The organism is Dorea acetigenes, assembly GCF_025567385.1.
Taxonomy (GTDB): Bacteria; Bacillota; Clostridia; order Lachnospirales; family Lachnospiraceae; genus Claveliimonas; species Claveliimonas acetigenes.
Map to the genome: position 1 here is coordinate 14,766 of NZ_JAOQJU010000031.1, position 26,619 is coordinate 41,384.

The 26,619-nt window shown below is 42.6% G+C and carries 12 protein-coding genes and 1 pseudogene; all 13 read left to right on the plus strand.

Translation table 11 applies throughout. The features are described from left to right. Positions 1–53 precede the first annotated feature (53 nt). Positions 54–7,736 carry a DEAD/DEAH box helicase family protein gene (locus tag OCV99_RS15775; RefSeq protein WP_148492873.1) on the plus strand — a complete coding sequence of 2,561 codons (7,683 nt, stop codon included), beginning with the start codon at positions 54–56 and terminating at the stop codon, positions 7,734–7,736. Between the two features lie 81 nt (positions 7,737–7,817). Next, on the plus strand, positions 7,818–10,577 hold the full coding sequence (locus tag OCV99_RS15780) for a YodL domain-containing protein (RefSeq protein ID WP_055650142.1): 2,760 nt from the start codon (positions 7,818–7,820) through the stop codon (positions 10,575–10,577). Positions 10,578–10,604: 27 nt separating this feature from the next. Then, complete coding sequence (locus OCV99_RS15785; protein ID WP_024728263.1) at positions 10,605–10,811, plus strand: PIN domain-containing protein; 207 nt, start codon at positions 10,605–10,607, stop codon at positions 10,809–10,811. Positions 10,812–11,095: 284 nt separating this feature from the next. Beyond that, a complete protein-coding gene (locus tag OCV99_RS15790; protein ID WP_008688092.1) occupies positions 11,096–11,335 on the plus strand; it encodes a helix-turn-helix domain-containing protein in 240 nt (79 codons plus the stop codon). A gap of 88 nt (positions 11,336–11,423) precedes the next feature. Beyond that, complete coding sequence (locus OCV99_RS15795; RefSeq protein WP_008688094.1) at positions 11,424–12,161, plus strand: LytR/AlgR family response regulator transcription factor; 738 nt, start codon at positions 11,424–11,426, stop codon at positions 12,159–12,161. Between the two features lie 383 nt (positions 12,162–12,544). Next, positions 12,545–13,453, plus strand: a pseudogene (locus OCV99_RS18430) (sensor histidine kinase). Between the two features lie 101 nt (positions 13,454–13,554). Beyond that, positions 13,555–13,713 carry a cyclic lactone autoinducer peptide gene (locus OCV99_RS15805; protein ID WP_055650140.1) on the plus strand — a complete coding sequence of 53 codons (159 nt, stop codon included), beginning with the start codon at positions 13,555–13,557 and terminating at the stop codon, positions 13,711–13,713. Further along, on the plus strand, positions 13,713–14,312 hold the full coding sequence (locus OCV99_RS15810) for an accessory gene regulator ArgB-like protein (RefSeq protein WP_055650139.1): 600 nt from the start codon (positions 13,713–13,715) through the stop codon (positions 14,310–14,312). The genes OCV99_RS15805 and OCV99_RS15810 overlap by 1 nt, the downstream gene beginning before the upstream one ends. Before the next feature lie 89 nt (positions 14,313–14,401). Next, positions 14,402–15,121: a thioesterase II family protein gene (locus tag OCV99_RS15815; RefSeq protein WP_179961961.1), complete on the plus strand. Its 720-nt coding sequence runs from the start codon at positions 14,402–14,404 to the stop codon at positions 15,119–15,121. A 10-nt stretch (positions 15,122–15,131) separates the two neighbouring features. Beyond that, positions 15,132–15,818 carry a 4'-phosphopantetheinyl transferase family protein gene (locus OCV99_RS15820; protein WP_055650137.1) on the plus strand — a complete coding sequence of 229 codons (687 nt, stop codon included), beginning with the start codon at positions 15,132–15,134 and terminating at the stop codon, positions 15,816–15,818. A 1-nt stretch (position 15,819) separates the two neighbouring features. Beyond that, positions 15,820–17,409, plus strand: a complete 1,590-nt coding sequence (locus OCV99_RS15825; RefSeq protein ID WP_055650136.1) for a (2,3-dihydroxybenzoyl)adenylate synthase — start codon at positions 15,820–15,822, stop codon at positions 17,407–17,409. A 14-nt stretch (positions 17,410–17,423) separates the two neighbouring features. Next, entirely contained in the window at positions 17,424–25,094 is a 7,671-nt protein-coding gene (locus tag OCV99_RS15830) for a non-ribosomal peptide synthetase (RefSeq protein ID WP_148492872.1), read from the plus strand. Next, positions 25,094–26,527 carry a condensation domain-containing protein gene (locus OCV99_RS15835; protein WP_055650120.1) on the plus strand — a complete coding sequence of 478 codons (1,434 nt, stop codon included), beginning with the start codon at positions 25,094–25,096 and terminating at the stop codon, positions 26,525–26,527. Before OCV99_RS15830 ends, OCV99_RS15835 begins: the two co-directional genes overlap by 1 nt. The last annotated feature ends 92 nt before the right edge of the window (positions 26,528–26,619 follow it).

Sequence of the window (26,619 nt, forward strand, 5' to 3'; positions counted from 1 at the left end):
ATATTAAGGGGACTGTGCCAAGCAGTCCCTGATTTTATGAAAAGGAGTAGCACATGGCAAATAAATTATATGCAATGGAACAGCTGACGGAAGAGGTGGCAAAAGATGTAGCTGCCAGTCCGCAGGAATGGATGCGGTTCCTAAACACTGCATCCAAACTGTACAAATACACTTTTCCAGAACAGCTTTTAATTTATGCACAGCGACCGGAAGCAACTGCCGTAGCATCCATGGAAATCTGGAATCAGAAGATGTACCGATGGATCAAAAAGGGATCTAAGGGGATTGCCTTGATTGACAATACTTCCGGACCGAAAACAAAACTTCGGTATGTATTTGATGTGCAGGACACTTATAAAGTGCGGAATCTGGGAAAAGATCCACAGTTATGGAATCTTCCAATGGAAGGTGAACAACTGGTTGCAGATTATCTGCAGGAGCAGTTATCACTGGAAGATACAGAAGGAGGACTTGCTGAAAGTCTGCATCAGGCAGCGAAGGAGAGTATGCAGGAATGGCTTCCAGATGCATTAGAAGAACTGAGACTGGATGTAACAGGGACATTTTTGGAAGAACTGGACGAACAGAATCAGGAAGTAGAATTCAGGGAACTGATGACCAATAGTGTTTGGTATGTATTACTAAACAGGTGTGGACTGGATGTACAGGAATATCTGGATGCAGAGGATTTTCGGCATATAACGGACTTCAATCAGCTGAAAGTATTAGGACATCTGGGAAGTGCAGTCAACGAGATCAGCAGACCAGTCCTGATGCAGATTGGACGATATGTTCTGAATGATCTGGAAAATGACCTGAAAATGGTTGCAAAAGAAAAAGAAGTAGCTTATAATGAATTTAGCACGTTAATTCGTGAAAGCAATATAGATAACACAGAAGATAGAGAAGAAAAAAAGGAGGAAACAGACTATGAGAGAGATCAGTTACAGCCAGAACGGAGAGTATCAGATTCCGGATATCAGCCTGGAAGAGACGAGAGGAACCATCGGCAAGTACGGAATGATGCGGAAAGAGTATCTGAGAAATCACAAAGTAGCCAGGTTCAACATTCTGACACTGCAGAACCGTCTGGACAGTCATCTGATGGAGATCGACAGCCAGGCAAGACAGAGAGTAGACGACCTGATGAACGAACTTCTGGAGAAAGATCCGGCACCGGACAAAATGGCAGACGGGATGGCATGGACCAGACACATGAACCAGATCAAGGCACAGGCAGAGGAGCTGGTGATTCAGGAGATTATTTACAGTTAAGTCTGTTCCCAACACAAGAGGAACAGTTAGGAGAAATAAGGAAAGCGGCAGCTGCATTAGAACAGCCAGCCGCTTTCCTTATTTCTGATGAAGTGGTAGACGATATTCTCCGAACAGGAAGCGGACAGAAAAATACACTGTTTCACATTACTGCAAGATTGATTGAAGGTCTGGATAATGAAGAAATGCAAAGCTTCCTGAAAGATGAATATGGTACTGGAGGAAAAGGATTTACCATAGATGGTCAGAAAATTAGTATCTGGTACGACAACGATGGTATTCGTATCCGGAGAGGTGACTCTGCAAGAAGAAACTTTGACCGTATCGTTACGTGGGAAGAAGCAGCTGACAGGATTCGGGATATGTATGAGGAGGGAAATTACGTTGATAATCTTATCTCCAATAATGCCATTGAACAGGAGCAGGAAGAAATGACCAATCTTCTTGCACTTCATTTTCGGGATACTTGCAGAAACTGGGAAAAGAAACAATCATATTCAGACTGGCAGGATGTAGTGAGTGGAGCATGGACAGATCAAGAGGAAGCAGATGCGATTGTCTATCGTTTTGAATGGCTGCAGAAATATATGGATGAGAATCCGGGAGATTATCACCGCTGGGAGATTCAGCATAATCCGGAATATCTCCAACGCTTTCAGGATCTTCAGAGGGAGCGTTCCTGGGTAGACCAGAAATTTACGGTCGAACGTCCGGCACTTTCCTTTATTACACAAGATGAAATAGATGCTGTCCTTAGAAGAGGCGGCATTACAGCCGGAGGGCGCAACCGGATCTATGAGTATTTCATGGAGCATCATGATATGAAAGATGCAGCAGAGTTCCTGAAAAATGAGTATGGAACAGGTGGTGCATCACCTGGGATACCGGGAGCGTATGAATCTGATGCCTCACATGATGCAAAAGGATTAAAACTTGCGAAAGGAAAGATTGGCAGTCCAGAAGTAGAAATTCTATTAAAATGGAATAAGGTTGCAGAACGTGTCCGTCAGCTGATCCGCACCGATGATTTCTTATCACCGGAAGAATTGGAAAAGTATGAAGAGCGGCAGGAAGCACAGAGACTGGCAGATTTGGAAGAAGCACAGCAGATGTTAGGAGAACAGCTGGAGCAGGATACTTTGACAGCGGAAGATATAACTGATTTGAGATTAGTTGATTCAGAATATATGTCCGGTACCAGAACAAGAATCCATGATTTTGATTGCAAAGTTAAGGGAGAAGTGAATCGACTTCAATACACATTAGAATATCATGATGATGGAGAAGGTTTCACGATTCATACGGAAAAAGATGATATTTGGAATCGAATGTCAACACAAGAATTGGAACGTCTGGATGTAAAACTCGGACAAGAAGTACTTTATTATCATTATCACAACAAAACTGTAAATGCGGATACCTTAGATGAATTACGGGAAATCAGGGAAGAAATTATGGAGGAAGAGTCCTCGTATTTTACTGCTATTTCTCAACGTGTGTGGACAGATTATGATAAAAAAGAAAAAGAATTATCGGGAGAAGCTGAGGTATCGGAAGAAAAAGAATCTTTGGAAGAGATTAACGGAATAGCAGAACCGATTCAAGCAACGAACTTCCGTATCACAGATGATGAACTTGGACAGGGAACACCGAAGGAGAAATTCCGAGCCAATATCATGGCTATCCAGTTGTTAAAGAAATGTGAGGATGAGAACCGCAATGCGACATCAGAGGAACAGAAAATCTTATCCAGGTACGTCGGCTGGGGAGGTCTTGCAGATGCATTTGATGAGACAAAAGCTGCATGGGAGACAGAATATCTGGAATTAAAGACGGTTCTTACACCAGAGGAATATGCTGCAGCCAGAGCTTCCACGTTAAATGCTCATTATACACAGCCGATTGTGATTGAAAGTATGTATCAGGTGTTGGAGAATCTGGGATTTACAAAAGGAAATATCCTGGAGCCGTCTATGGGAGTCGGGAACTTCTTTGGAATGCTTCCAGAGAATCTAAATCAGTCCAAACTCTATGGTGTGGAACTGGACAGTATCAGCGGTAGAATTGCAAAGCTACTCTATCCAGATGCCAATATTCAGATCAAAGGTTTTGAGAAGACAGATTATCCTAATGATTTTTTTGATGTGGCGATTGGAAATGTGCCATTTGGTGCATACAAGGTCAATGACCGTCAGTATGATCGCTACAATTTCATGATCCATGATTACTTTCTCGCCAAGACGATAGATCAGTTACGTCCAGGTGGTGTGGCGGCATTGATCACAACAAAGGGAACTATGGATAAGGCGTCACCGGAAGTCCGGAAATATCTGGCAGAGCGGGCAGATCTGTTGGGAGCAATCCGACTGCCGAACACAGCTTTTAAGGCAAATGCGGGAACAGAAGTCAGTGCTGATATCTTGTTTTTCCAAAAGAGGGAAAGCCTTACGAAAGAAATGCCGGAATGGATAAATCTGGATAGTGATGTCAATGGAATTACGGTCAATCAGTATTTTGTTCAGCATCCGGAAATGATTCTGGGTGAGATGAAAGAAGTGTCCGGTCCGTATGGTATGGAAACAACATGTGCTCCAATGGAAGGAGCTGATTTGGAATTACAGTTACAAGAAGCTGTGAAACAAATTAAGGGAAGCATGGTACCGGCAGTAGATGTGGAAACAGAACTGGATGAGATGCCAGAGAGTATTCCGGCTGATCCGAATGTTAGAAATTACAGCTATACGGTGGTAGATGATCAGGTATATTATCGTGTCAACTCTTTGATGAATCAGGTGAAAATGCCTGCCGCCACTGCAGAACGTGTAAAAGGGATGGTTTCAATCCGTGATACTGTCCGAGAACTGATCGCTATGCAGATGGAGGAAATCGTCACAGATGAAGAAATCCAGAAACAGCAGGAAAAACTGAATCAGGTATATGATACCTACACGGCGAAGTATGGAGTCATTGGAAGTAATGCCAACAAACGGGCGTTTTCTGATGACTCTTCTTATTGTCTGCTGTGTTCACTGGAAGACTTGAATGAAGATGGAACGCTAAAACGGAAAGCAGACATGTTTACTAAGCGAACCATTAAAAAGGCGGTTGCTGTGACAAGCGTGGAGACAGCAACAGAAGCACTTGCATTGTCTCTTAACGAAAGAGCAAAGGTAGACCTTCCTTATATGGCAGAGCTGACCGGAAAGAGTGAAGAGAAAATCACAGAAGAACTGGTCGGAGTTATTTTTAAGAATCCACTGACAGACCAGTGGGAAAGTGGAGATGAATATCTGTCAGGAAATGTCAGGGATAAATTAAACACTGCGAGAACTTTTGCAGAGAATCATCCGGAATTCACATCGAATGTGCGTGCACTAGAGGCAGTTCAGCCGAGAGATCTGGAAGCATCGGAGATTGAAGTGCGTATTGGAGCTACCTGGATTGAACCTTCGGATTATCAGGATTTTATGCAAGAAACATTGCATACACCATGGTATCTGCTTCAGAAAGAAATACAGGTGAAATTCTCTGAGGTAAATGGTGAGTGGAGGATTACAGGAAAGAATGCCGACAGTCCCCAAAATGCGTTTGCCTATGCAACGTATGGAACTGAGAGAGCAAATGCCTATAAGATTCTGGAAGATACCCTGAACCTGAAAGATGTACGCATCTATGATAAGAGTGTCAATGAAAATGGTGATGAGATCCGTGTCCTTAATAAGAAAGAAACCATGCTGGCATCACAGAAGCAGGATGCCATGAAAGCAGCATTTAAGGACTGGATTTTTAAAGACCAGCAGAGACGAGAGAGGCTGGTAAAAGTGTACAATGAACGATTTAACAGCATCCGTCCCCGTGAATACGATGGCAGTCATTTGACTTTCCCAGGAATGAATCCGGAAATTGAACTTCGCCCACATCAGAAAAACGCTGTCGCACATCAGCTTTATGGAGAGAATGTGCTTCTTGCTCATGTAGTAGGAGCTGGAAAGACCTACGAAATGGTAGCGGCGGCAATGGAGAGCAAACGCCTGGGATTATCTCAGAAAAACCTCTTTGTCGTTCCAAACCATTTGACGGAGCAGTGGGGTGCAGAATTCCTGCAGTTATATCCGGGTGCCAATATTCTGGTGGCAACGAAGAAAGATTTTGAACCGGCAAATCGAAAGAAGTTCTGTGCCAGAATCGCTATGGGAAATTATGATGCTATTATCATTGGACATTCCCAGTTTGAGCGTATTCCAATCTCTGATGAACGTCAGGAAGCCATGTTACGGAAGCAGATTGATGATTTGGAAATGGCAATTCAGAGTGCAAGGTATGAACAGGATGGCGGACGTTATACCGTCAAACAGATTGAAAAGACCAGAAAGACACTGCAGACAAGGCTGGAAAAACTGAATCAGAAAGAGAAAAAAGATCAGGTAGTTACGTTTGAAGAACTGGGAGTGGATCACTTGTATGTAGATGAAGCACACAGCTATAAAAATGCGTTTCTTTATACAAAAATGAGAAACGTAGCCGGGATTGCACAGAATGAAGCACAGAAGTCGGCAGATATGTTTAATAAATGTCAGTATCTGGACGAGATTACCGGAGGAAAAGGCATTACCTTTGCTACGGGCACACCGATCAGCAACAGCATGACGGAATTATATGTTATGCAACGGTATCTGCAGAACAGAAAATTACAAAATATGGGCCTTGGACTGTTTGATTCCTGGGCCTCCACCTTTGGCGAGGTAGTCACAAGCATTGAGCTTGCACCGGAAGGAACAGGCTACCGTGCAAAGTCAAGATTTGCACGGTTTTATAATATTCCGGAGTTGATGAATATGTTCAAGGAGATTGCAGATATCAAAACTTCCGATCAGTTAAAGCTTCCTGTGCCGGAAGTAGAATATGAAACAGTGGTGCTGAAACCAACAGAACAGCAGAAAGAAATCGTAGAAAGTCTGGGGGAACGTGCAGAAGTTGTCAGAAACGGCGGGGTAGATGCCTCTGTTGATAATATGCTGAAAATCACCAATGATGGAAGAAAATTAGCTTTGGATCAGCGTTTGGTGAACGAATTATTGCCAGACAATCCGGAAAGCAAAATATCAGTCTGTGCAGAGAAAAGCTATGAGATCTGGAAAGACACAGCAGCACAGAAATCGGCACAGCTGATTTTTTGTGATTTGAGCACACCGAAAGGCGATGGCAGTTTTAATGTCTACGATGACCTGAAACGCAAGCTGATGGAAAAAGGTGTACCAGAAAAAGAGATTGCTTTTATTCATGATGCAAATACAGAAGCAAAAAAGACGGAGCTGTTTGGAAAAGTGAAATCCGGGCAGGTTCGTTTTTTGATTGGCTCAACAGCAAAGATGGGTGCCGGGACCAACGTGCAGGATCGTCTGATTGCGTTGCACCATCTGGATATTGGCTGGAAACCATCTGACTTGGAACAGAGAGAAGGGCGTATTATCCGCCAGGGAAATCATAATAAAAAAGTTCATATCTTCCGATATGTAACAGAATCCACATTCGACAGCTACATGTGGCAGCTGATCGAGAATAAGCAGAAATTCATTTCTCAGATTATGACCAGTAAAGCACCTGTGCGAAGCTGTGAAGATGTGGACGAAGCGGCACTTTCCTATGCAGAGGTCAAGGCACTTGCAACCGGAAATCCGGCGGTAAAAGAGAAGATGGCATTGGATGTTGATGTGGCGAAATTAAAGCTTTTAAAAGCTAACCACATGAATAATCAGTACCGCCTGGAAGATGATATTGCAAGGAATTTTCCACAACAGATTGCAAAACTGACAGAAATCATTGACAGCTACAAGGCAGACATCGCTCATTATTCTGAGCATAAAATCACAGATCCAGAGCAGTTTACTATGGAGATTGGTGGCAAAGTGTTCACAGAAAAGAAAGAGGCAGGAGCAGCACTTCTGGCGGTATGTAAAGATATTAAAGCTGTAGATGCTGCGATGGATATCGGAAACTATCAGGGATTCAATATGAGGATTCAGTTTGATGGATGGAGTAAAGAATTTATTCTATCTGTCAAACATGAGGCTGTCTCGAAAGTTCATCTTGGAGCAGATGCACTTGGAAATATTACCCGTATCAACAATCTGTTGGACAGTTATCCAGAGAAGCTTTCAGAAGCACAACAAAGACTGGAAACAGTATATGAACAGCTTGCAAATGCAAAAGAAGAGGTTGGAAAGCCATTTCCAAAAGAAGAGGAGTTGAACCAGAAACTGGAGCGACTGTCAGAGCTAAATGCATTGCTTAATATGGATGAACGTGAAGATGCAGAAGCAGAGGTATCTGAATCAGATGAGAAAGAAGAAAGACCGGCACGTGGTTCTATCCATGAAAAACTGCAGATTTATAAAGAAAAGAGTCAGCGGGAAAGTGAAACTGGCAAGGAAAACAGAAAACGGGATTTCGGTCTGGAATAAGATAACAAGGAAGATGGCATAATCTGGCAGAAAGAATGTTCTGTGGGTTATGCCATCTTTCAGAATACAGGAGGAACTTATATGGCAAGAAACAGGATAATAGGTAGAGAAACACAGAAAATGCAGGAATATACGCAGGAACGGATCGCTCAGGCAGAGCGTAGAGATATAGAATTTTCAACAGATGTAAAAGAACAGATTTTTGAATATGCGAATCTGATCGGCGAGGAAGAGAAAGTTAGAACTTTGGTAAGAAATCTGGCAGATGCAGTGAGTCAGGCAGATCAAGAAGGTGTAGAGGATTTGCTGGATGACGCAAGAATGGATATTCAGGAACTGCCGGATCCAACCATAGGTAAGCTGGAATTACGTGACTATGGATATACAGCAGAAGATATGGTACCGCTTAGAAAAGAAGCAGCTCTTGATTATCACAGAATGGGTTCTAAAATTTATTGCCTTGGCAGTGATGACAGTAAAGATGAATATGCGAGTAAAGAAATGATACAGGCATACGATGGTTTGTTTGGAATGGAATCGCAGATGTGGGAACGGATAAAGGATAACAACCTGGATTATGCAGAAGAAAATTTAGGAGCATTTCAGGAGCCTATGAGTGTCATTGAGCAGGAAGAAGCACTGAAATTATACGATGCCGGAGCAGATATCTATCTGATCACTAATTTTTCATCACCGATGTATGTCACAGAACGTATGGAAATTGAACGAGGACCAGAGCATTATCAGATGTCTATGACAGAACTGGAGCGTTTCCGTAACCTGGAATGGGAAATGCAGAAATATCCACAGATTCAGTCATTGAAAGAAGCAAACCTGTTGTTAGGAACAAGAAGGGTATTTGGTATTTATCAGATCCGGGATGATTCACCGGGCGAAAACTATGCTTTTATGAATATGAGTTTTATTGAAAGTCATGGTATGAAGATAAAAAAAGAAGATTACAAGCTGGTCTATGTTGGTGAATTATCAGGAAATATGTCACTGGATGATATTTTTGAAAGGTTCAACATTGATAGACCGGAAGATTTCCGTGGGCATTCCCTGTCTGTCAGTGATATCGTAGTTCTGAATGACGGGGAAAAAGTAACTGCTCATTTTGTAGACAGTATCAGTTTTGAACAGCTAGATTCTTTCCTGAATCTGGAAGAACAGGTCCTTAGTGAACTGGCATATGAGGTAGGAGAACGTTACTTTGCTATTCAGAGAACAGAAGAAGGATATGATTATTCCTTTTACGATGAAGATTTCCGCTTGATGGATGGTGGCGTTTATGAGAATGATGAAATTTCTATTGAAGAAGCGGCGGAGGAACTTTTGGAAGACGAAGGCTGGACTGGAGAACGCATCCGTGGAGATTATGATCGGTTGATGGAGAAAGTAGAAGAAATGGATGAAGTTGTAATGGCAGAGATTCAGAAAAGCCAGGGCGAATATAAGCCATTGGCAAAGGTGGAGGAACTGGAAGAGGCCAATTATAACATGATTGATAATGTACTCAATAATATGCCGCCTAAGAAAGAAGCTTATCTGGAATATTATGCCGCAGAATGTGATGAAATTCATGATATGGGAGCTTATGAGAAAAGCACAGATGTGAAAGAAATCGCAGCAATCTATGAGAAGTACAGAGAAGATCCGGAAAACGCTTATAAAGGCAGTGGAATGGGGATTATTTATCGTGATCCGGAGGATAGCTTGTTTGATGAAACAGAACTGTTAATTGTAATGGGAACAACGATACACGGCGACTTCTTGGATAATGTGCGGTTTTTAAAAGATCAGCCGGTGGTGCGTGAAGGTTTGGAGAAGATTCATAAAGCATTGCCTGATTATAAATATATCCCGATTCAGGATGTGCGTGAGGCAATGTATCCGAAAAAAATGACAACAGAAGAACTGGCAGCAGCATTGGATGAGATTGCGGAAGACTTCGATCCGTATGACTATCGGGACCATGTAGAGCCAGGGCAGGATACCATACAGGAAGTCATGCTGGATCTGCAAAGTGGAAATGTTGGTTCTTATATTTCCTTTCTGAAGGATGTGATTGAAGAAGACTGTGAGCAGTCCGTGTGGGCAGGTGTTTTGCTGGAACGGCTGAAATCCTACGAACCAGATATATCCAAAGAAACAGAGCCGATGGTGTATGTGAATTACTGTGAAAAGCGAGAGCTGATGGAACCACGCTGTCAGAAGCTCTCAGATCTGGATTCCCGTACTGCACAGAAGGATAAGGAATGGTACGCAGACCGTAATCCGAGGACGGATGAGCCGATGGTAACAGCCCAGATGTTTTTTACTATATATTATGCGGAAAAAGGCGATAAAATGATGCAACATTTCAAAGGGAAAATAGATATTGGAACAGGAAATGGCGGTATTTTAAGTCAGCTGAAACTCCAAAATGAACTGAAACTTACGGATGAAAGCTGGATTGGTTATCTGAAAAACAAGGGAAATGAAGAGTTTCAGAAGTGTATGGAAGATCTGACCGATATGCAGAACCATGTGCTGCCATATTTGCAGAGCTTTTGCAGTCTGGAAGAAAAAAGTGTGCAGGAAAAGCAGGAACGGCAGGTTGCAGAAAAGCAGGACAGCAGAGTAGAAGCGTCAAGAGCAGCGAATGTGACAAAAGGGGATAATGACAAAGCTGTGAAAAAGGTAGTTTCGAGTATGCAAACAGAAAAGAATAAAGCAACTACGAAGGCAAAGAAGCCATCTATTCATGAACGACTGGAAATCAATAAGAGAAAAATCCAAGAAAAGCAGGGAAAAGATGAGCTGGAGAGAGGAGCTGATCGGGATGTAAGAACGGTATAAATTTATAGAAAGGCACTTGGCTCCGTTTTGGACATAGCAAAAGTGCTGACAGTGACGAACGAAGATGTGCTGCCTGCTTATTTGCAGAGAGTATCTGATTTTGAAGACTGCCTACTTGCAACTTGTACGAAGGAGAATCAGTGTGATGCGATTGTGACAAGGAATAAAAAGGATTTTCTTTCCTTTTGGATTACACTGCTTTCTCCGGAAGAACTGCTGAATATTTATTCGTAAAAATATGTTTTTACAATCGGCAGCAGAAGGAAAGTTGAATGATAACTCCGATCCAGCATACTGCAAAATATAAAAATTTTATAACAAAGTGGAAAACCCTGCGTAGGATCAGAAATGTTCTCACAGGGTTTCATGTATCTAATAAAATATAGAAATTTAGCGGATTTCTGCTAGAATAAGAAAAACTGTTAAAAAAATATCGTGCATAGATCAAAAAGACTATATATGGGCGACCTTTTAAAGCCGATTTATATAAAATAGAAGAAAAAAAGGTGGTCGATACCGTGGATATAAAAACAGCGGTCATATATCGGTTAAACGATCTGATTAAGCAGAAAGATATCACAGTGAATGAAGCGGCGGTGCGCTCAGGCGTCCCGCCTTCAACACTGAAAAATATTTTGTATGGACAAAGCAGGAATGCTGGCGTAGTTACAATTAAAAAGATATGCGATGGATTGGATATTACAATACAGGAATTTTTTGAAGATCCCATCTTTGCAGATTTGGAACCGGAGTTATAGGAACAGGCAAATAATCTTAGGATTCAGATTCTGCAAGATGGTTTTTTTATGGGAAAGGGTTAGAAGAAACTAACACTGGAGGATGAATATGTGTAAAATAGCAATTTGCGACGATGATAAAGAATACAGGGAGAAAATAAAGACGGTCATAGAAACGGAAGGGATTCTGTCTTCGAATGAGATACGGTTTTATGAATATGAATCAGGAAAAGAATTATTGGAAGATGCGGATATTTTGCATGATCTGATTTTTATGGATATGCGTATGCCTGGATTGGATGGAAATAAAACAGTACTGAAGCTGAGGGAATATAATGAAGCAGCGATATTGGTGTTCTGCTCCGGCTGTTTTGAACCGACTCCTGACAGCATTAATGTTGGACAACCGTTCCGGTACATCATGAAGGATCTGCATGACAGAAGTCTGAAAAAGGAAATACCTATGATTTTATTAAAAGTGAAATTGTGCTGTGGAGATTCTTCCGTGACAGTTACATCGGCGGGAAGGATAATGCGCATCCATACGGAAGACATTTTATATATCTGTCTGGCGAAAAGGGGCTGTACGATATACATTGCCAGACAGGGAAAGATAGAAGAGATGCATTGCAAGGAATCTTTAAGTGATCTGTATGAGTGTCTGGCCGGAAGGGGATTTGAGTATGCACACAACAGCTATATTGTGAATTTGGCAAAAGTGGAAGGATTGGAAAAGAACGTTGCGTTGCTGCCGTTTGGAATCCAGTTGAATGTTTCGAGGTCGAGAAAAGGACAGTTTGCCGACGCACTGATAACATTTCTTGGGGAAAGGAACGGCATGGTATGATAATAAGAGATTATTTGATTTGTCTTCTTCAGATGTATCTGTTGGAGGACTTGGAAAAGAACATACTCCCATACAGAAGAGAAAGATTCTGGGAAAAATTTCTCGTATATTGTATCGCAGCACTGGCAATGTTCGGAACCAACCGCCTGGAATCCTCAATACTTAATATGGTAATGATTCCGGTAATCTATATGATTGCGTCTATGGTTGTGTTCCGGGGAAATATATGGAAGAAGCTGGTTACGGTATGCTGCTATTATGTGCTGGCAATTATTCCCGAATTTCTCTTTGCGGCACTTACGAATGCATATGGCGTGACTGGTGCGTCCGAGGGCTTCAGGACTGAAATAGAAAAGACATTAGCACTCCTGCTGATGAGTACCATGACATTTCTGTTTATTAAATGCATTAATCAGGTAACAAGGAAAAGGGATTATCTGACGATTGAGAATAAAACTTTTACTGTGCTGCTCATGCTGCCAACCGCTACGATCATTATATTAGGATGTGTGTTTTATTCAAATATTTCTTTTGAAGGAATGAACAGGGTTATGGTTCCGGTAGGAGCTTCGCTTCTGTTAATGACGAATATCTTCATTTTCACAGTATTTGACAGGTTTGTAGAAAAATCAGAAGAAGTGAAGAAGATGGACCGGCTATACCAGAAAAGCAGGGCGGAGATTGCCAATCTGCAGTATATGAATAAGGTTAATGAGGATAACAGAGCATTCTTACACGATATAAATAAATTTATCTGTACAGTAGCCGGCTTGATAGAAGAAGGAGAGAATCAAGAGGTTAAGGACATCATGGAACATTTAGGCGTCCGGATTCAGAATCTTCAAAAAAGTGTATATTGTGAGCATCCGATCTTGAACAGCATCCTATGTGAAAGAAAATTTCTTGCAGAATCTAAGGATATATCCTATAGGATTACTCTGGGTAATGATCTCAGACTGGATTTTCTGGAAGAGTTGGATTTGATCTCGATCGTAGGGAATCTTTTGGATAACGCACTGGAAGCGGCAGAAAAGACAGAAGATGGCAGATATGTGGAATGCAGGATGTATATGGGAAATGCGGGGCATTTCCTTGTCATGGAATTTTGCAATGGGTATGTCGTCCCTCTGTTAAAGGACAAGGACAGGTACATAAGCACCTAAAGAGACGCGGACAGTCACGGGATCGGACTGCACACGGTTGGAAAACTGGTTAAAAAGTATGCGGGAATTATGCGAGTGGAGGCAGGAGAACGGGAGTTCTCTGTTAAGCTGATCTTTACAATCAAATAAGGACGTGCAAAAATCGCCCAAAAAGTTACCGTTTTTGCCACGGTAATTGAAAAGAGGGCGATTTTTGTGTAAACTTTCGGAAAAAAGGAGGCTTTGTAACTATGAAAAAAATAATCAGAAAAAACATGGGAATCAAACTGCTTGGAGCTGTAAACTGTCTTGCACTCTGCTTGACGGCGTATACGGCAAATCTGGCGTGCAACTGGCTGTACTATCAGGAAGATGAGCCGGAAGAAGTTAAGAAAATGAGGAAATTCTAGTGTGGAAAAAAATGGCTGGTCGGCTTTTTGAACTACAAAGCAGGAATGGGATTCTTGAAGAGAAAGACCGCAGGCTGTATGAATATGCTTACGGCGTACTGCTGGGCAGGGTGGTAATATACCTTATCATCGTCATACTTGGCATCATAACGGGGAATTGGATGGAGATGATAGTCTTTTTATTGCCCTTTACTGTTTTAAGGCAGTATGCCGGAGGGATTCATTTGGAAAAGGCAGGGGGCTGCATGGCTGTTTCCGGTATCCTTGTCCTTCTATGCAGTCTGTATCTGGCGTCTGCTCCGGCTGTAATATGGCAAATGCGGATCATATGGTTTGTCGCGGTTGGCGTTATATTTATCATGGCGCCGGTAGATGCCAGCAGCAAGAAGTTGGATGCGAAAGAGAAAAAAGTTTATGGGATGCGCGCGAGGGTAATTTTAGTTATTGAATGCGCGATAGCAGGTGTTTTTTCTGTGATTGGATATTCCCTGATCGTAAACGGGATTATGGTAGCGCATATTGTTTTGGCGTCCGGTTTGATATTGGGATGGATCAAAAATTTTTTTGACAAAGAGTTAGATGTAACTAATTACAGGTAGAAATAAGAAGTGATTGAGAAAAACATATTACAAAATGATGGTAAACAGAGAGAAAAAGAACATTATGCCAGAGGAATATAAAAGTGAATATGAAATTGATAAAAAATACGGAAAATATTAGTAAAGAGAAAATAACCTTGTTTTGTCTGCCATTTGCGGGAGGCGGTGCTTCTGCTTATAACCAGTGGGCGAAAAAGATGCAGGGGAAAGTAACGGTATGTCCAGTTCAGCTTCCGGGAAGGGAAGAACAGATCATGGAGAAACCGTATATAGATATGTCGGTTATGTTAGATGACCTGGAAGAGGCTGTAAGAAAGGTTGTGTACGGACCGTATGCCTTATGGGGACACAGTATGGGTGGGAAGATCTCTTATGAGCTGGAAAAACGGTTGGAGGCAGCGGGATATACTGCAAAATGTCTGTTTATTTCCGGCAGCCGGGTTCCTAGTATTCCGGAGCCAAATCCAATCTATCATCTTCCGGATGAAGCGTTTAAGAGGGAACTGGGAAGATTTGAAGGGACGCCAAAAGAGATACTAGAGAATCAGGAATTGTTGGATTTCTTTCTGCCTATGCTGCGGGCGGATTTTACCATGGATGAAACGTATTATGATAAAGCGGGAGTAGTGCTGCATACACCTATCTCTGCATTTGGCGGAGAAAAGGACGACGAAGCGGATGAGAGTGCGATCTTGGAATGGGGAAAGTATACGGACAATGATTTTAACTACCGGATATTTCCGGGAGGACATTTTTATCTGAGGGATTGTGAAGACGAAGTAATAAGTGAGGTCATGAGACTGCTTTAGAGAATGAAAAATGGAGATTAAACGATACGGAGAAAAGGAATTTCTGTCAGCAGACAAACTTTATATCCGTGAAAATGAGATACATATATGGTGTATCCGCTGGCCTGAAATGACAGATTTCTGGAAGAACCATGAATATATCCTGAGTGGGCAGGAATTGGAGCAAGCCGGAAGATTCCGTTTTCCTGAAGACAGGATGCGTTATATAGCCGGGAAGGTTGTCGTGCGGATCCTCTTAAAAAGATACTTAGATATGGAAACGATTGATTTTTCTGTCAATGAACTGGGTAAGCCTTATCATAAAAAGATTGCGGGAAAGCGGACAGTGGATTTTAACATTTCGCACTCGGGTGAATTCATACTGGCGGTATTCGCTGTCGGAATGGATATCGGAGTAGATGTGCAGGAGATGGCAGAGTGCCCGGACTATAGGGAGATAGCGGAAAATTTTTATACTGCAGAAGAAGCGGAAGATGTAAAAAATGAAGGACCGGATCTGTTTTTCCAGTACTGGGCGGCGAAAGAGGCATATGTAAAGGCGCTTGGAATTGGATTAGGAAGAGGAATGGATTTCTTCTCTGTCAGAAACGAGAAAATTGCAGAAAAAGATAAGAAAGATCAGGACTGGTTTCTGTATCCGGTCAGGATCAAAGGATATGCTGCGTATGTGGCGGCGCATGAGAAAGGAGACAGATAAAATGGGTTATAAGAAAGATATGAGCAAATATGAGAATCTGGAAGGCTGGGAGAGATGTGGATTTGGAGAACAGCTTGATAGGTGGGCGGAAAAATATGGAGAAAGAATTGCGGTCACGGACAGTGAAGACGAGATCAGTTATATGGAATTAAAGCAAAAAGCAGATTGTCTTGCGGCAGCTTTTCTGCGTAAAGGGATTTTAAAGGGAGACAAAGTGCTTGTGCAGCTTCCGAACAGGATTTCTTTTGTGATCGTGTTTTTTGCGCTTTCCAAGATTGGGGCGGTGCCAATCATGATGCTGCCGGCCCACAGGGAGGCGGAACTGGAAGGAATTATTGAACTGGCAAAGCCGGCCGCTTATATTGTGGTGGAGAAATATCTGGGATTTTCATATGTGCCGATGGCAAATGCGATGAAAGAGAAATATTCATGTATCCGGCATATATTTGTAGATAGCGAATCCGGGGATATCAGTGGAATGATTGCGGAAACGTATGGAGAAAATGGAGCATTTCCGGCTGTGGATGGGTATGAAACGGCGGTGCTTTTGCTGTCCGGCGGGACGACAGGGGTTCCGAAACTGATTCCGCGCACCCATACGGATTATATGTATAATGCCCGCATGTCCGCGAAGAGATGCCGTCTGGATAGCAGTGACGTTTATCTGGCGTCTCTTCCGGTAGCTCATAATTTCCCGTTATGCTGCCCGGGGCTTTTAGGCACGCTGGACGTGGGAGGAAAAGTTGTGCTTGCGTCTGCGACCAGCCCGGATGATATCCTTGACGCAATTACAGAGGAAGGTGTCACGATAACGGCATTGGTTCCTGCTATGGTTACTGTGTGCATGGAAATGCTGGAATGGGATGAAGATTATGATATATCCAGCCTGCGGATTTTGCAGGTGGGCGGCGCAATGCTGGAAGATTCCCTTGCGGATAAGATCATTGAAGAATGGCCGTGTAAACTGATGCAGGTATTTGGTACGGCGGAGGGGCTACTGTCCTTTACTAGCCCGGAGGATGAAGGTTCCCTGATCGCAAGATGCCAGGGAACTCCGGTGTCTCCTGCGGATGAAGTGAAGATTGTGGATGAAGAGGATAAGACCGTACCGGAAGGAGTTTTTGGGGAATTATTATCCAGAGGCCCGTATACGATTGATGGTTATTATATGGCGGAGGAAGCGAATAAAAAGAGCTTTACGCCGGACGGATTTTATCGGACGGGCGATAAGGCTATGTGGACGAAAGACGGAAGACTGCGTTTGGGTGGGAGGATCAAAGAGCAGATTAACCGCGCCGGAGAAAAGATCATGCCTTCAGAGATTGAAGCTTACCTTTGCAGGCATCTGGAGATCAAAGAGGCAGCCGTTGTCGGCGTTCCGGATGAAACCCTTGGAAATCGGATATGCGCATTCCTTGTAACCGATGATGAAGCCGGGATCGATTTACAGGAAATCCACAGGTTTCTGCGGGAAATAGGCGTTGCGGCGTATAAAATGCCAGATCAGATAGAACGGGTTGAAACATGGCCGCTGACCAGCGTAGGGAAAATAGATAAGAAAGCATTAGAACGGATGGCTCAGGAAAAGTAGAAGGAGACAGTAGCATGGAATATATAGAGATAAAGGAACAGATCAAACAAAAACTGCCGGTAGCCAGAGATTTTGGAGATTCCGAAAATCTGTTGGAGCTTGGGCTTTCATCCCTGACGATCATGCGTCTGGTAAACCAGTGGAGAAAACAGGGGGTTAAGGTTTCTTTCGGTTCATTGATGGAAAATCCCACCTTTGAAGGCTGGTGGGCGTTAATCCAGCGCAGCATGAAGAAAAAAGCGGGCAAAAAACGGGCACAAGAATCTAAGATAACGCCGGAAAAGGATATGAAACAGCCGTTTCCTTTAACAGACGTACAGTATGCATATTGGGTTGGCAGGGATGAAGAACAGTATCTTGGAGGGATAGACTGTCACGCATATTTGGAGTTTGATGGGGAAAACATAGAACCGGAGCGTCTGGAAAAAGCATGGAATGTACTGCAGTATCATCATCCTATGCTGCGCGCCTGCTTTTTGGATGATGGAACACAGAAAATCCTGGATAAGCCGTATTGTGAAAAAATAAAGGTTCATGATTTTTCCCGGATGTCATCTGAGGAAGCAGAGGCAATGGCAGTATCTGTCAGAGAACGTTTATCCCATCGGAAGTTAAAGATTGAGGAAGGCGAAGTAGCAGGAATAGAGCTTACGCTTTTTCCTGAAAATAAGGCACGCCTTCATGTGGATATGGCGCTTCTGGTTGCTGATGTACAGAGTCTGCAGATCTTATTGAGGGATTTGGCATCTGCTTACCGAGGGGAAAACCTGCCGAAAGAATCAAAAGGGTGGAATTTTGCTTCCTATCTGGAACGGCAGAAACAGGAAGAAGGGGAGGAACGGAAAAACGCAGAAAAATACTGGAAGAATCGTTTAGAGCATTTGCCAAAAGGCCCTGACCTTCCATTGGCAAAACGTCCGCAAGAAGTGGAAAAAACGGTGTTCAACCGCAGGATTGTGAGAATCGAAAAGGAAGAATGGGATCATTTGCAAATGCGGGCAAAAAAATACCAGACAACTCCGGCAATGGTTCTTCTTACTGCATATGCGACGGTTTTGGAACGGTGGAGCAGGAATCATCGTTTCCTTATTAATATTCCATTTTTTAACCGGAAAACAGAGCAGCAGGGATTGGAAGACGTGATAGCAGATTTCACTACACTGTTATTGCTGGAGATTGACTGCGAAGGGAATCCGACGTTTGCAGAATTGCTAGACAGGATCCAGAAGCAGCTCCATGAGGATATGAAGTATACGGCATATTCCGGCGTGCAAGTCCAGAGAGATCTTGCACAGATGTATGGAGACGCATCGGCAGTGGCGCCGGTTGTTTTTGCCTGCAATCTGGGAACGCCGTTGGTAAATGATACGTTCCGGAAAGAACTGGGGCAGTTTTCCTATATGATTTCCCAAACGCCGCAGGTGTGGAATGACTTCCAGAGTTATGAAGATGAAAATGGCGTACAGCTTACATGGGACAGCGTGGATAAGTTATTCCCGGAGAATATGATCCCGGATATGCTGGAGTGTTTTGAGAATCTTCTGCATGAATTGGGAAAGAAGGACTGGAATCAGCGATTTGATGTGCTTCCTGAAAAAAGAAAAAGAGAAATTGAAGATACAGCGCGTACAGGAGTGCCGGAGCGTGTGGAATGCCTGCATTGGGCTGTTATGAACCATGCGGAAGTTTGCCCGGAAGATATTGCGCTTATTGATGCGGGAAGCGGAAGATCGGTTTCCTATGGGAAATTAAAAGCACGGGCGACAGCAGTGGCGGCAGGGATTTCAGAAAAGGATATTAAGGGAGTCCCGGTTGCACTTACCCTGCCGCGCGGGATAGAACAGATCGAGGCGGCATTAGGAATTTTGCTTTCCGGAAATTCATACCTTCCGGTCAGCTTAAGCCAGCCTAAAGATCGGAGAGCGTTAATCCATGAGAAGACGGGAGTCCGCTATGTGGTCACGAATCTGGAATTATCCGAAAAACTGGACTGGCCGGAAGGTACGGAAATCCTTGTGATGGAAGGTATGGAAGAGGGACAGGAAAATGTGAGACTGCCAGAGGTGTCGCCGAAGGACAGCGCCTATATCATCATGACGTCAGGCTCTACAGGTGTTCCGAAGGGTGTAGAGATTGCGCATGAAAGCGCATGGAATACGGTTCAGGATATTAATGAAAAGTACCATGTGACAAGTGCAGATCGGGCGCTGGCTGTATCAGCTATGGATTTTGACCTGTCGGTATATGATGTTTTTGGAATTTTAGGCGCAGGAGGAACATTGGTATTGCTTCCAGAGCAGGAGAGAAGGAATGCGGATTACTGGCTGGAACAAGTGTTGAAATATCAGATTACCGTTTGGAATTCAGTGCCGGTGCTTCTGGATATGCTTTTGATACGGGCGGAATCCATGAAACAGAAACTGCCGATCAGGGCGGTTATGCTTTCTGGAGATTGGATTGGGATGGATCTCCCGCAGAGGGTTGCGGCATGGACAGAGGATTGCCAGTTTGTCGCTATGGGAGGAGCTACAGAGGCAAGTATCTGGTCCAATTATCAGAATGTTACCCTGCCGATGCCGAAAAACTGGAAATCTATTCCTTATGGAAAGCCACTCAGATATCAGGCATATCGTGTTGTGGATGAGTATGGAAGGGATTGCCCTTACTGGGCAGAAGGCGAACTCTGGATTGGCGGTTTTGGTGTAGCAAAAGGATATAGGGGAGATTCTGCGCTTACGGGGCAGAAATTTATCACAGATCAGTATGGAAGATGGTATCGGACCGGCGATCTCGGAAGAATCTGGGATGATGAGACAATTGAATTTTTGGGAAGAAAAGACCATCAGGTAAAGATTCGCGGACACAGGATTGAATTGGGAGAAATTGAACATGCGATTCAGGAGTTTCCGGGTGTGGCTCATGCAGTTGTTGATACAGTTAGTGATGGTCATGGCAATAAAACGCTGGCTGCTTATATCGGAGCGCCGTTACAGGAAGATTCTAAAGTTACAACGTATTTGTACGGCACAGATATCTTTGGCGGGGGCTGGAAAGAACTGAAGGATGATGTCAGCAATTGGCAGATGCAGCAGGAACGGAAGACAGCATACAAAAATTTCCTTGCCTATGCAGACCAGAGATGTGTACAGCTTATGCTGGAGACACTCATAGAGTTAGGCATTTTTGTATCAGAGAAGGAAGTTCTTTCGCAGAAGGAAATTTTTGAAAAAGGGAGCATTACGGAAACACAGAAGAATACTGTGGCAAGATGGTTGGAAATTTTAAAGAAGGAAGGAATCCTGAGAGAAGAGGACGGCAGACTATCGCGTACCGGGAAGGAAGTGGCTGTACCGGAAAAAGCTGGAGATACGGAAACGTATTTTAAGAAACTGAAGCCGTATCTGAAGCATATGGTTACTGGGAATGAAGTTCCGCTGGACGTATTCTACCAGAAAGAGCCGGCTTTGGCTCCAAATATGCTGCTTCGGAGGATTCCGGGCTGCGAGGAAACAGTGGAAAGACTGGTGCAGGGATTAAGGCTTCTGGCAGAAGAACGCAGAAAAGAGCCACTCCAGATTATAGAAATTGGTACAAGGGACACTGCAATTACAAGACAGTTTTTGAATGCACTGGAAGATGTAAGCGTGGCTTATACTTATGCGGATTCTTCAAAATATTTTCTGCAGGAAGCAGAGAAAGAACTTGCGGGATATGAGAGAGTCGAGTTTGAGATGCTGAATCTGGAAGAAGGCATGGATAAGCAGCAGATGTCCTTGCATAGTTATGACGTTGTGATATCGGTAAATGCTTTACATAGAAATATTGATGCTGCGGATGCGGTAAAGAAAGTAGCGGAATTACTGAAGCCAAACGGAATATTGCTGATGACTGACCTTGTGGTAAGGACATACCTTCAGGAACTTACAGCGGCTTTTTTGGAAAATGGTTTTGCGGATATTCGGGACAAGAGAAAAGAAGCAGGGCTGGTTACCCCAGATTGCCTGCTGTGGAGAGAATGTTTATCAGAGGCAGGATTGGGCGAAGACTGTGCTGTGACAGAGAGATATGGAAGATGTATATGCTGCAGCAGACAGCAGGCGTCTGTCCTGTCCTATCATAATGGAGCACTAAGGGAATATCTGTCAGAAAAACTGCCGGAGTATATGGTTCCACAGAATTATCATTTCATGGAGCAGCTCCCAACATTGTCCAATGGGAAGATTAACAGGAAGCAATTGCGGGAAGATTTTAAAGAAGAAACTGCGGTTATCCGATTTTCAAAGGCAACGACAGAAACAGAAGAAAAGCTTTTAGATATCTGGAAACAATTATTTGGATATGAAAATATCGGAATTGAAGATAATTATTTTAGCCTTGGGGGAGACTCGCTGATTGCCACAAGGTTGATCTCGGAAGTACAGAAAACCTTTGGCTGCAAAATAACGATCAGTACGATTTTTGAAAATCTGACCGTAAAATCTCTAGCAAAAGCTATTGAACAGTCCGAACAGAAAGAAGATACACTGCAGATCAAACCGAATCTGGAGGAAGCATATCATCCGTTCCCATTAACCGATGTGCAGTATGCTTACTGGCTTGGCAGAAGCGGATTGTATGAATTGGGAAATGTTGCAACGCACTGTTATTTTGAACTGGATGCAGACGGCCTTGATACTGAGTGCGCAGAGGCGGCATGGAATCTGTTGATACAGAGGCATGGGATGATGCGTGTTATTATCCAGCCGGATGGTATGCAGCGCATACTGGAGAATACTCCACAGTATCATATTGACGTGACGGATATCCGACAATTGGAAGTGACAGAAAAAGAAAAGGCATTGGATGAAAAACGGGCAGAGATGTCTCATCAGGTAATTCAGACAGATGAATGGCCTCTGTTTGATGTGCGAATCACTAAAATAGAGGACCAGAAGCATAGAATCCATATCAGTTTTGATAATATTATCTTTGATGGCTGGAGTATGTTCCATCTCTTAAATGAGTGGGCAGAAGTATATCGAAATGAAAAAGCGGAAATGCCGATTACTTTGTCTTTCCGGGATTACGTGCTGGGACTGGAGCAGATAAAGTCTACCTCTGCTTATGAGAAAGATAAAAAATATTGGGAAGACCGGGTGGAGACTTTTGCGGACGCACCGGATCTGCCGCTTGCAAAGAACGAAAGCCAGATTACAGAGCAGCGTTTCTGTCGCCGGAGCGCAAAACTGTCACAGAAAGAATGGCAGTCTGTAAAAGACGCGGCGGGAAGACTGGAGGTAACGCCTTCTGTTCTTTTGATGAGTGCTTATGCGGAGACTCTCCGCTTGTGGAGCAGTAATAAGGATTTTACACTTAATCTGACGCAGTTTGACCGGAAACAATTGCATCCGGAAGTGAACAATCTGGTTGGAGATTTTACAACACTGACATTGCTGGAGATAAAGAATGCAGGGAATAATTTTGCGGAAAGGACAAAGGCAATTCAGAAGCAGCTTACAGAAGATCTGGAGCATACAGCTTATGGCGCGGTTGAACTGGAGCGCGAATTAAAGAAAAAGACTGGAAATATGCGGGGCGCTATTATGCCGGTAGTGTTTACCAGTGGCCTTGGCGTGGAGCAGTGGAATGAAGGAAAGTGGCTTGGAAAACTGAACTATAACATTTCACAGACGCCGCAGGTGTGGCTGGATCATCAGGTGGTTGAAATGGATGGCTGTTTATGCCTGTTTTGGGATTCCGTGGACGAATTATTTTATCCGGGAATGCTGGATGAGATGTTCCGGGCATATACCGGCCTGCTTCATACGCTAGCAGTTCATCCGGAGATCATGCAGGAAAAAACGGCAAGTCTGGTAACAGCGGAAATTTCAGAAAAACGGCGTCAGGCGAATGAAACGGCGGCTGAATTTGAAGAGAAAACGTTGGATGGATTATTCTTGGAGGCGGCAGACAAATTTCCGGATAAGGAGGCGCTGGTAACGTGCAGCAGGCGGATGACTTATCGGGAGATAAAAGAAGAGGCGTTTTACATTTCCGGGCAGTTGAAGAGCATGGGAATAAAAAAAGAAGAGACGGTAGCTGTATTTATGGAAAAAGGGTGGGAGCAGGTAGTTGCTGTTTATGGAATCCTGTTTGCCGGAGCCGCATATCTTCCGATAGATATCCATAATCCGAGAGAACGAGTTGAAAAGATTCTCCGTGACAGTGGAACAAGAATCATTCTTGTGCAGAATCAGGCGTATGATCAGGATACCGAATGGCTGCACGAGTGGGATTGTATTTCTGTGTCTGGATTAAAAACCGATTCTGAATACAAAGCACAGGAGAATAAGGCGGGAGACCTTGCGTATGTAATCTATACGTCGGGAACAACCGGGATACCGAAAGGAGTAATGATTACTCACCATAATGCAGTGAATACAATACTGGATATCAATGCACGCTATCAGATTACAGAACAGGATACGGCGTTTGGAATCTCCAATCTTCATTTTGACCTGTCTGTTTATGATGTTTTTGGCGTTTTAGGCGCAGGTGGGAAATTGGTTCTTCCGGATCAGGAATATGGAAAAGATCCAGCGCATTGGATTCACTGGTTGAATCATGAGAATATTACCGTATGGAACAGCGTGCCAGCTTTTGTAGAAATGCTGGCAGAATATGAGGAATATCAAAGGCAGGTAACTTCACAATCGTTGCGGTTGGTAATGATGAGTGGCGACTGGGTTCCGGTTTCACTTCCGGGGAGAATCCGTAATCTGTTTCAGAATGTTGAGATTGTTGCACTTGGAGGAGCGACAGAAGGCAGTATTTGGTCCAATCATTTCGAGATCCCAGAGATTGTGCCGGAAGATTGGAAGAGTATTCCGTATGGGAAACCGCTTGCAAACCAGAAGTATTATGTTCTGGATCAGAATATGGAAGATTGCCCTGACTGGGTACCGGGAACACTTTATATTGCCGGAGATGGCGTTGCACAGGGGTATTTAAACGATAATGAAAAAACAGAAGAAAAGTTTGTTGTTTTAGATAGAACTGGGGAACGATTGTATTGTACTGGAGATATGGGACGGTATTGGAATGAAGGTAATATTGAATTTCTTGGAAGATTGGATAATCAGGTAAAAATCAATGGATATCGGGTAGAATTGGGCGAAATTGAAGCTGCATTACGAAGGATTCAAGGTATAACTGAAGCGTTTGTTTTTTTTAAAAGGGATAATGCGATAGAAGACATATGTGCTGTATTAGTAGAGGAAAAAAGGTATCGTGACCGGATAGACAAGTTTTATAAGGAAATGTTAAAAAAAGATCTTCCGATCTATATGATTCCAACAGAATATATTAAAACGAATGCTATTCCGCTTAATTCAAATGGGAAAAAGGATATTCATAAAATTTTGATTGTTGCAGAAAAAAATAGAAAGCCTATTTTTAAAAAGAATAATAATTGTAAACAGCTTACTCAACTTCAGGAGCAATTACTCGCAATTTGGAGAGAAGTTTTAAAAATTGAAAATATTGATATAAATGATAACTTTTTTGAAATAGGTGGAAATTCGATACAGGCAATACAAATTACTAACCAAATGACGGAGAAAATAGGGTGTTTTATGGATATCGGCAAGTTATTTGAGTATCCGACTATCAGCAAAATCGAAAGATATATATTAGAGGAAACGTAATGAGTAAATACATATTTAATAATGATACCGATATTTTGGAGTTTTTGGAGCAACTTAGAGAGAATGGCATTCAAATTTGGGGAGAAGGGGAGAAAATTCGATACAGATCTAAAAACAGACAATTGGCACCGGAAACATTAAGGATTCTTAAAATGGCTAAAGGTCAAATTTTAGATTTCTTTCGAATGATCGAAAAAAATGTGATTCCATTAACATCAATACAAACAGCTTATGTTGTGGGACAAACGGCTGGGTGTGAGTTGGGAAATATAAATGCGCATTATTACATCGAATATACAATAGAATCTTTGGATGTTGAACGACTTGAGCAAATGATAAATCTGGTTATTTCTAAAAATGATGCATTACGGTTGATTGTAACACATGAGGGGAAAGCGAGTTTTTTAGATAATGTGCCATATTATTCTGTGCCAGTTTATTCATTATATGAAGGGAATGATAGAGAGCAAAAGCGGCTAGAGAGAAGTCATCATAGGTATAATTATTATAAATGGCCCATGTTCCATTTTTGCGTTGGGAAAACATCAGGAAAGACAAGTGTTTTACATGTAGATTTTGATTGTATTATTTTGGATGCATGGAGTGCAAAATTACTGTTGAACGAGATTTTCAGTTTGTACTATGGAAAAGATGTTAAATTTCCACGAATCTCTTTTATGAATTACATGAGATTAAAAACAGATAAAGGAGATTTGGAAGCTGAAGAATACTGGAAAGAAAAAGTAAAAAATATGCCGAGCTTTCCCAAACTGAATTACCAGAAAAAATTTGCAGAAGTGCAGAATGTAAGATTTGATAGAATTGAATGTGATTTTTCTTTTATAGAAACACAACGATTATATCAGAAAATAAAAAACTATCATTTTACTCCTGCTGCAGTAATTTCTACAATTTTTATGAAAACACTGGCACAATATAGTGAAACTCCAGGACTTTCCATAAATGTAACATTGTTTAATAGACAGTTATTGCATGAAGATGTGAATGGGATACTGGGTGAATTTACTAACAATGCAGTAATATCATACCAAGAAAAAACGGATTCTTTATTGGATGCTATTCGAGCAACTCAAGAACAGATGTGGCGGTTAGTTCAATATAGAAAATTTGAAGGAAGCAATATATTAAAAATGCTTTCTTCAGGTAGAGCAGGAAAAGCGATTATGCCAGTAGTGTTTACTTGTATGCTGGAGGGGAATGTGTCTAAGGTAACAAAAAAAAGATATTCATTCAAAGAAGAATATGCGATAAGCCAAACACCGCAGGTGGTTTTAGATCACCATGTAAGAGATGATTTGGGATATTTGAAGATTTCATGGGATTATATTATTGACATCTTTGATAAACAATATATTACTGATATTTTTGGCGCTTATGTAAATAATATAAAGAAATTTATGGAAAAATATTAGGGAGAATAAATGCATATTCCGCAAGAACTGCGCATCCGTTCCAGAGGAACGGAGCGCCATTCCGCTTCAAACTGAGCAAAGCTCAGCAGGTT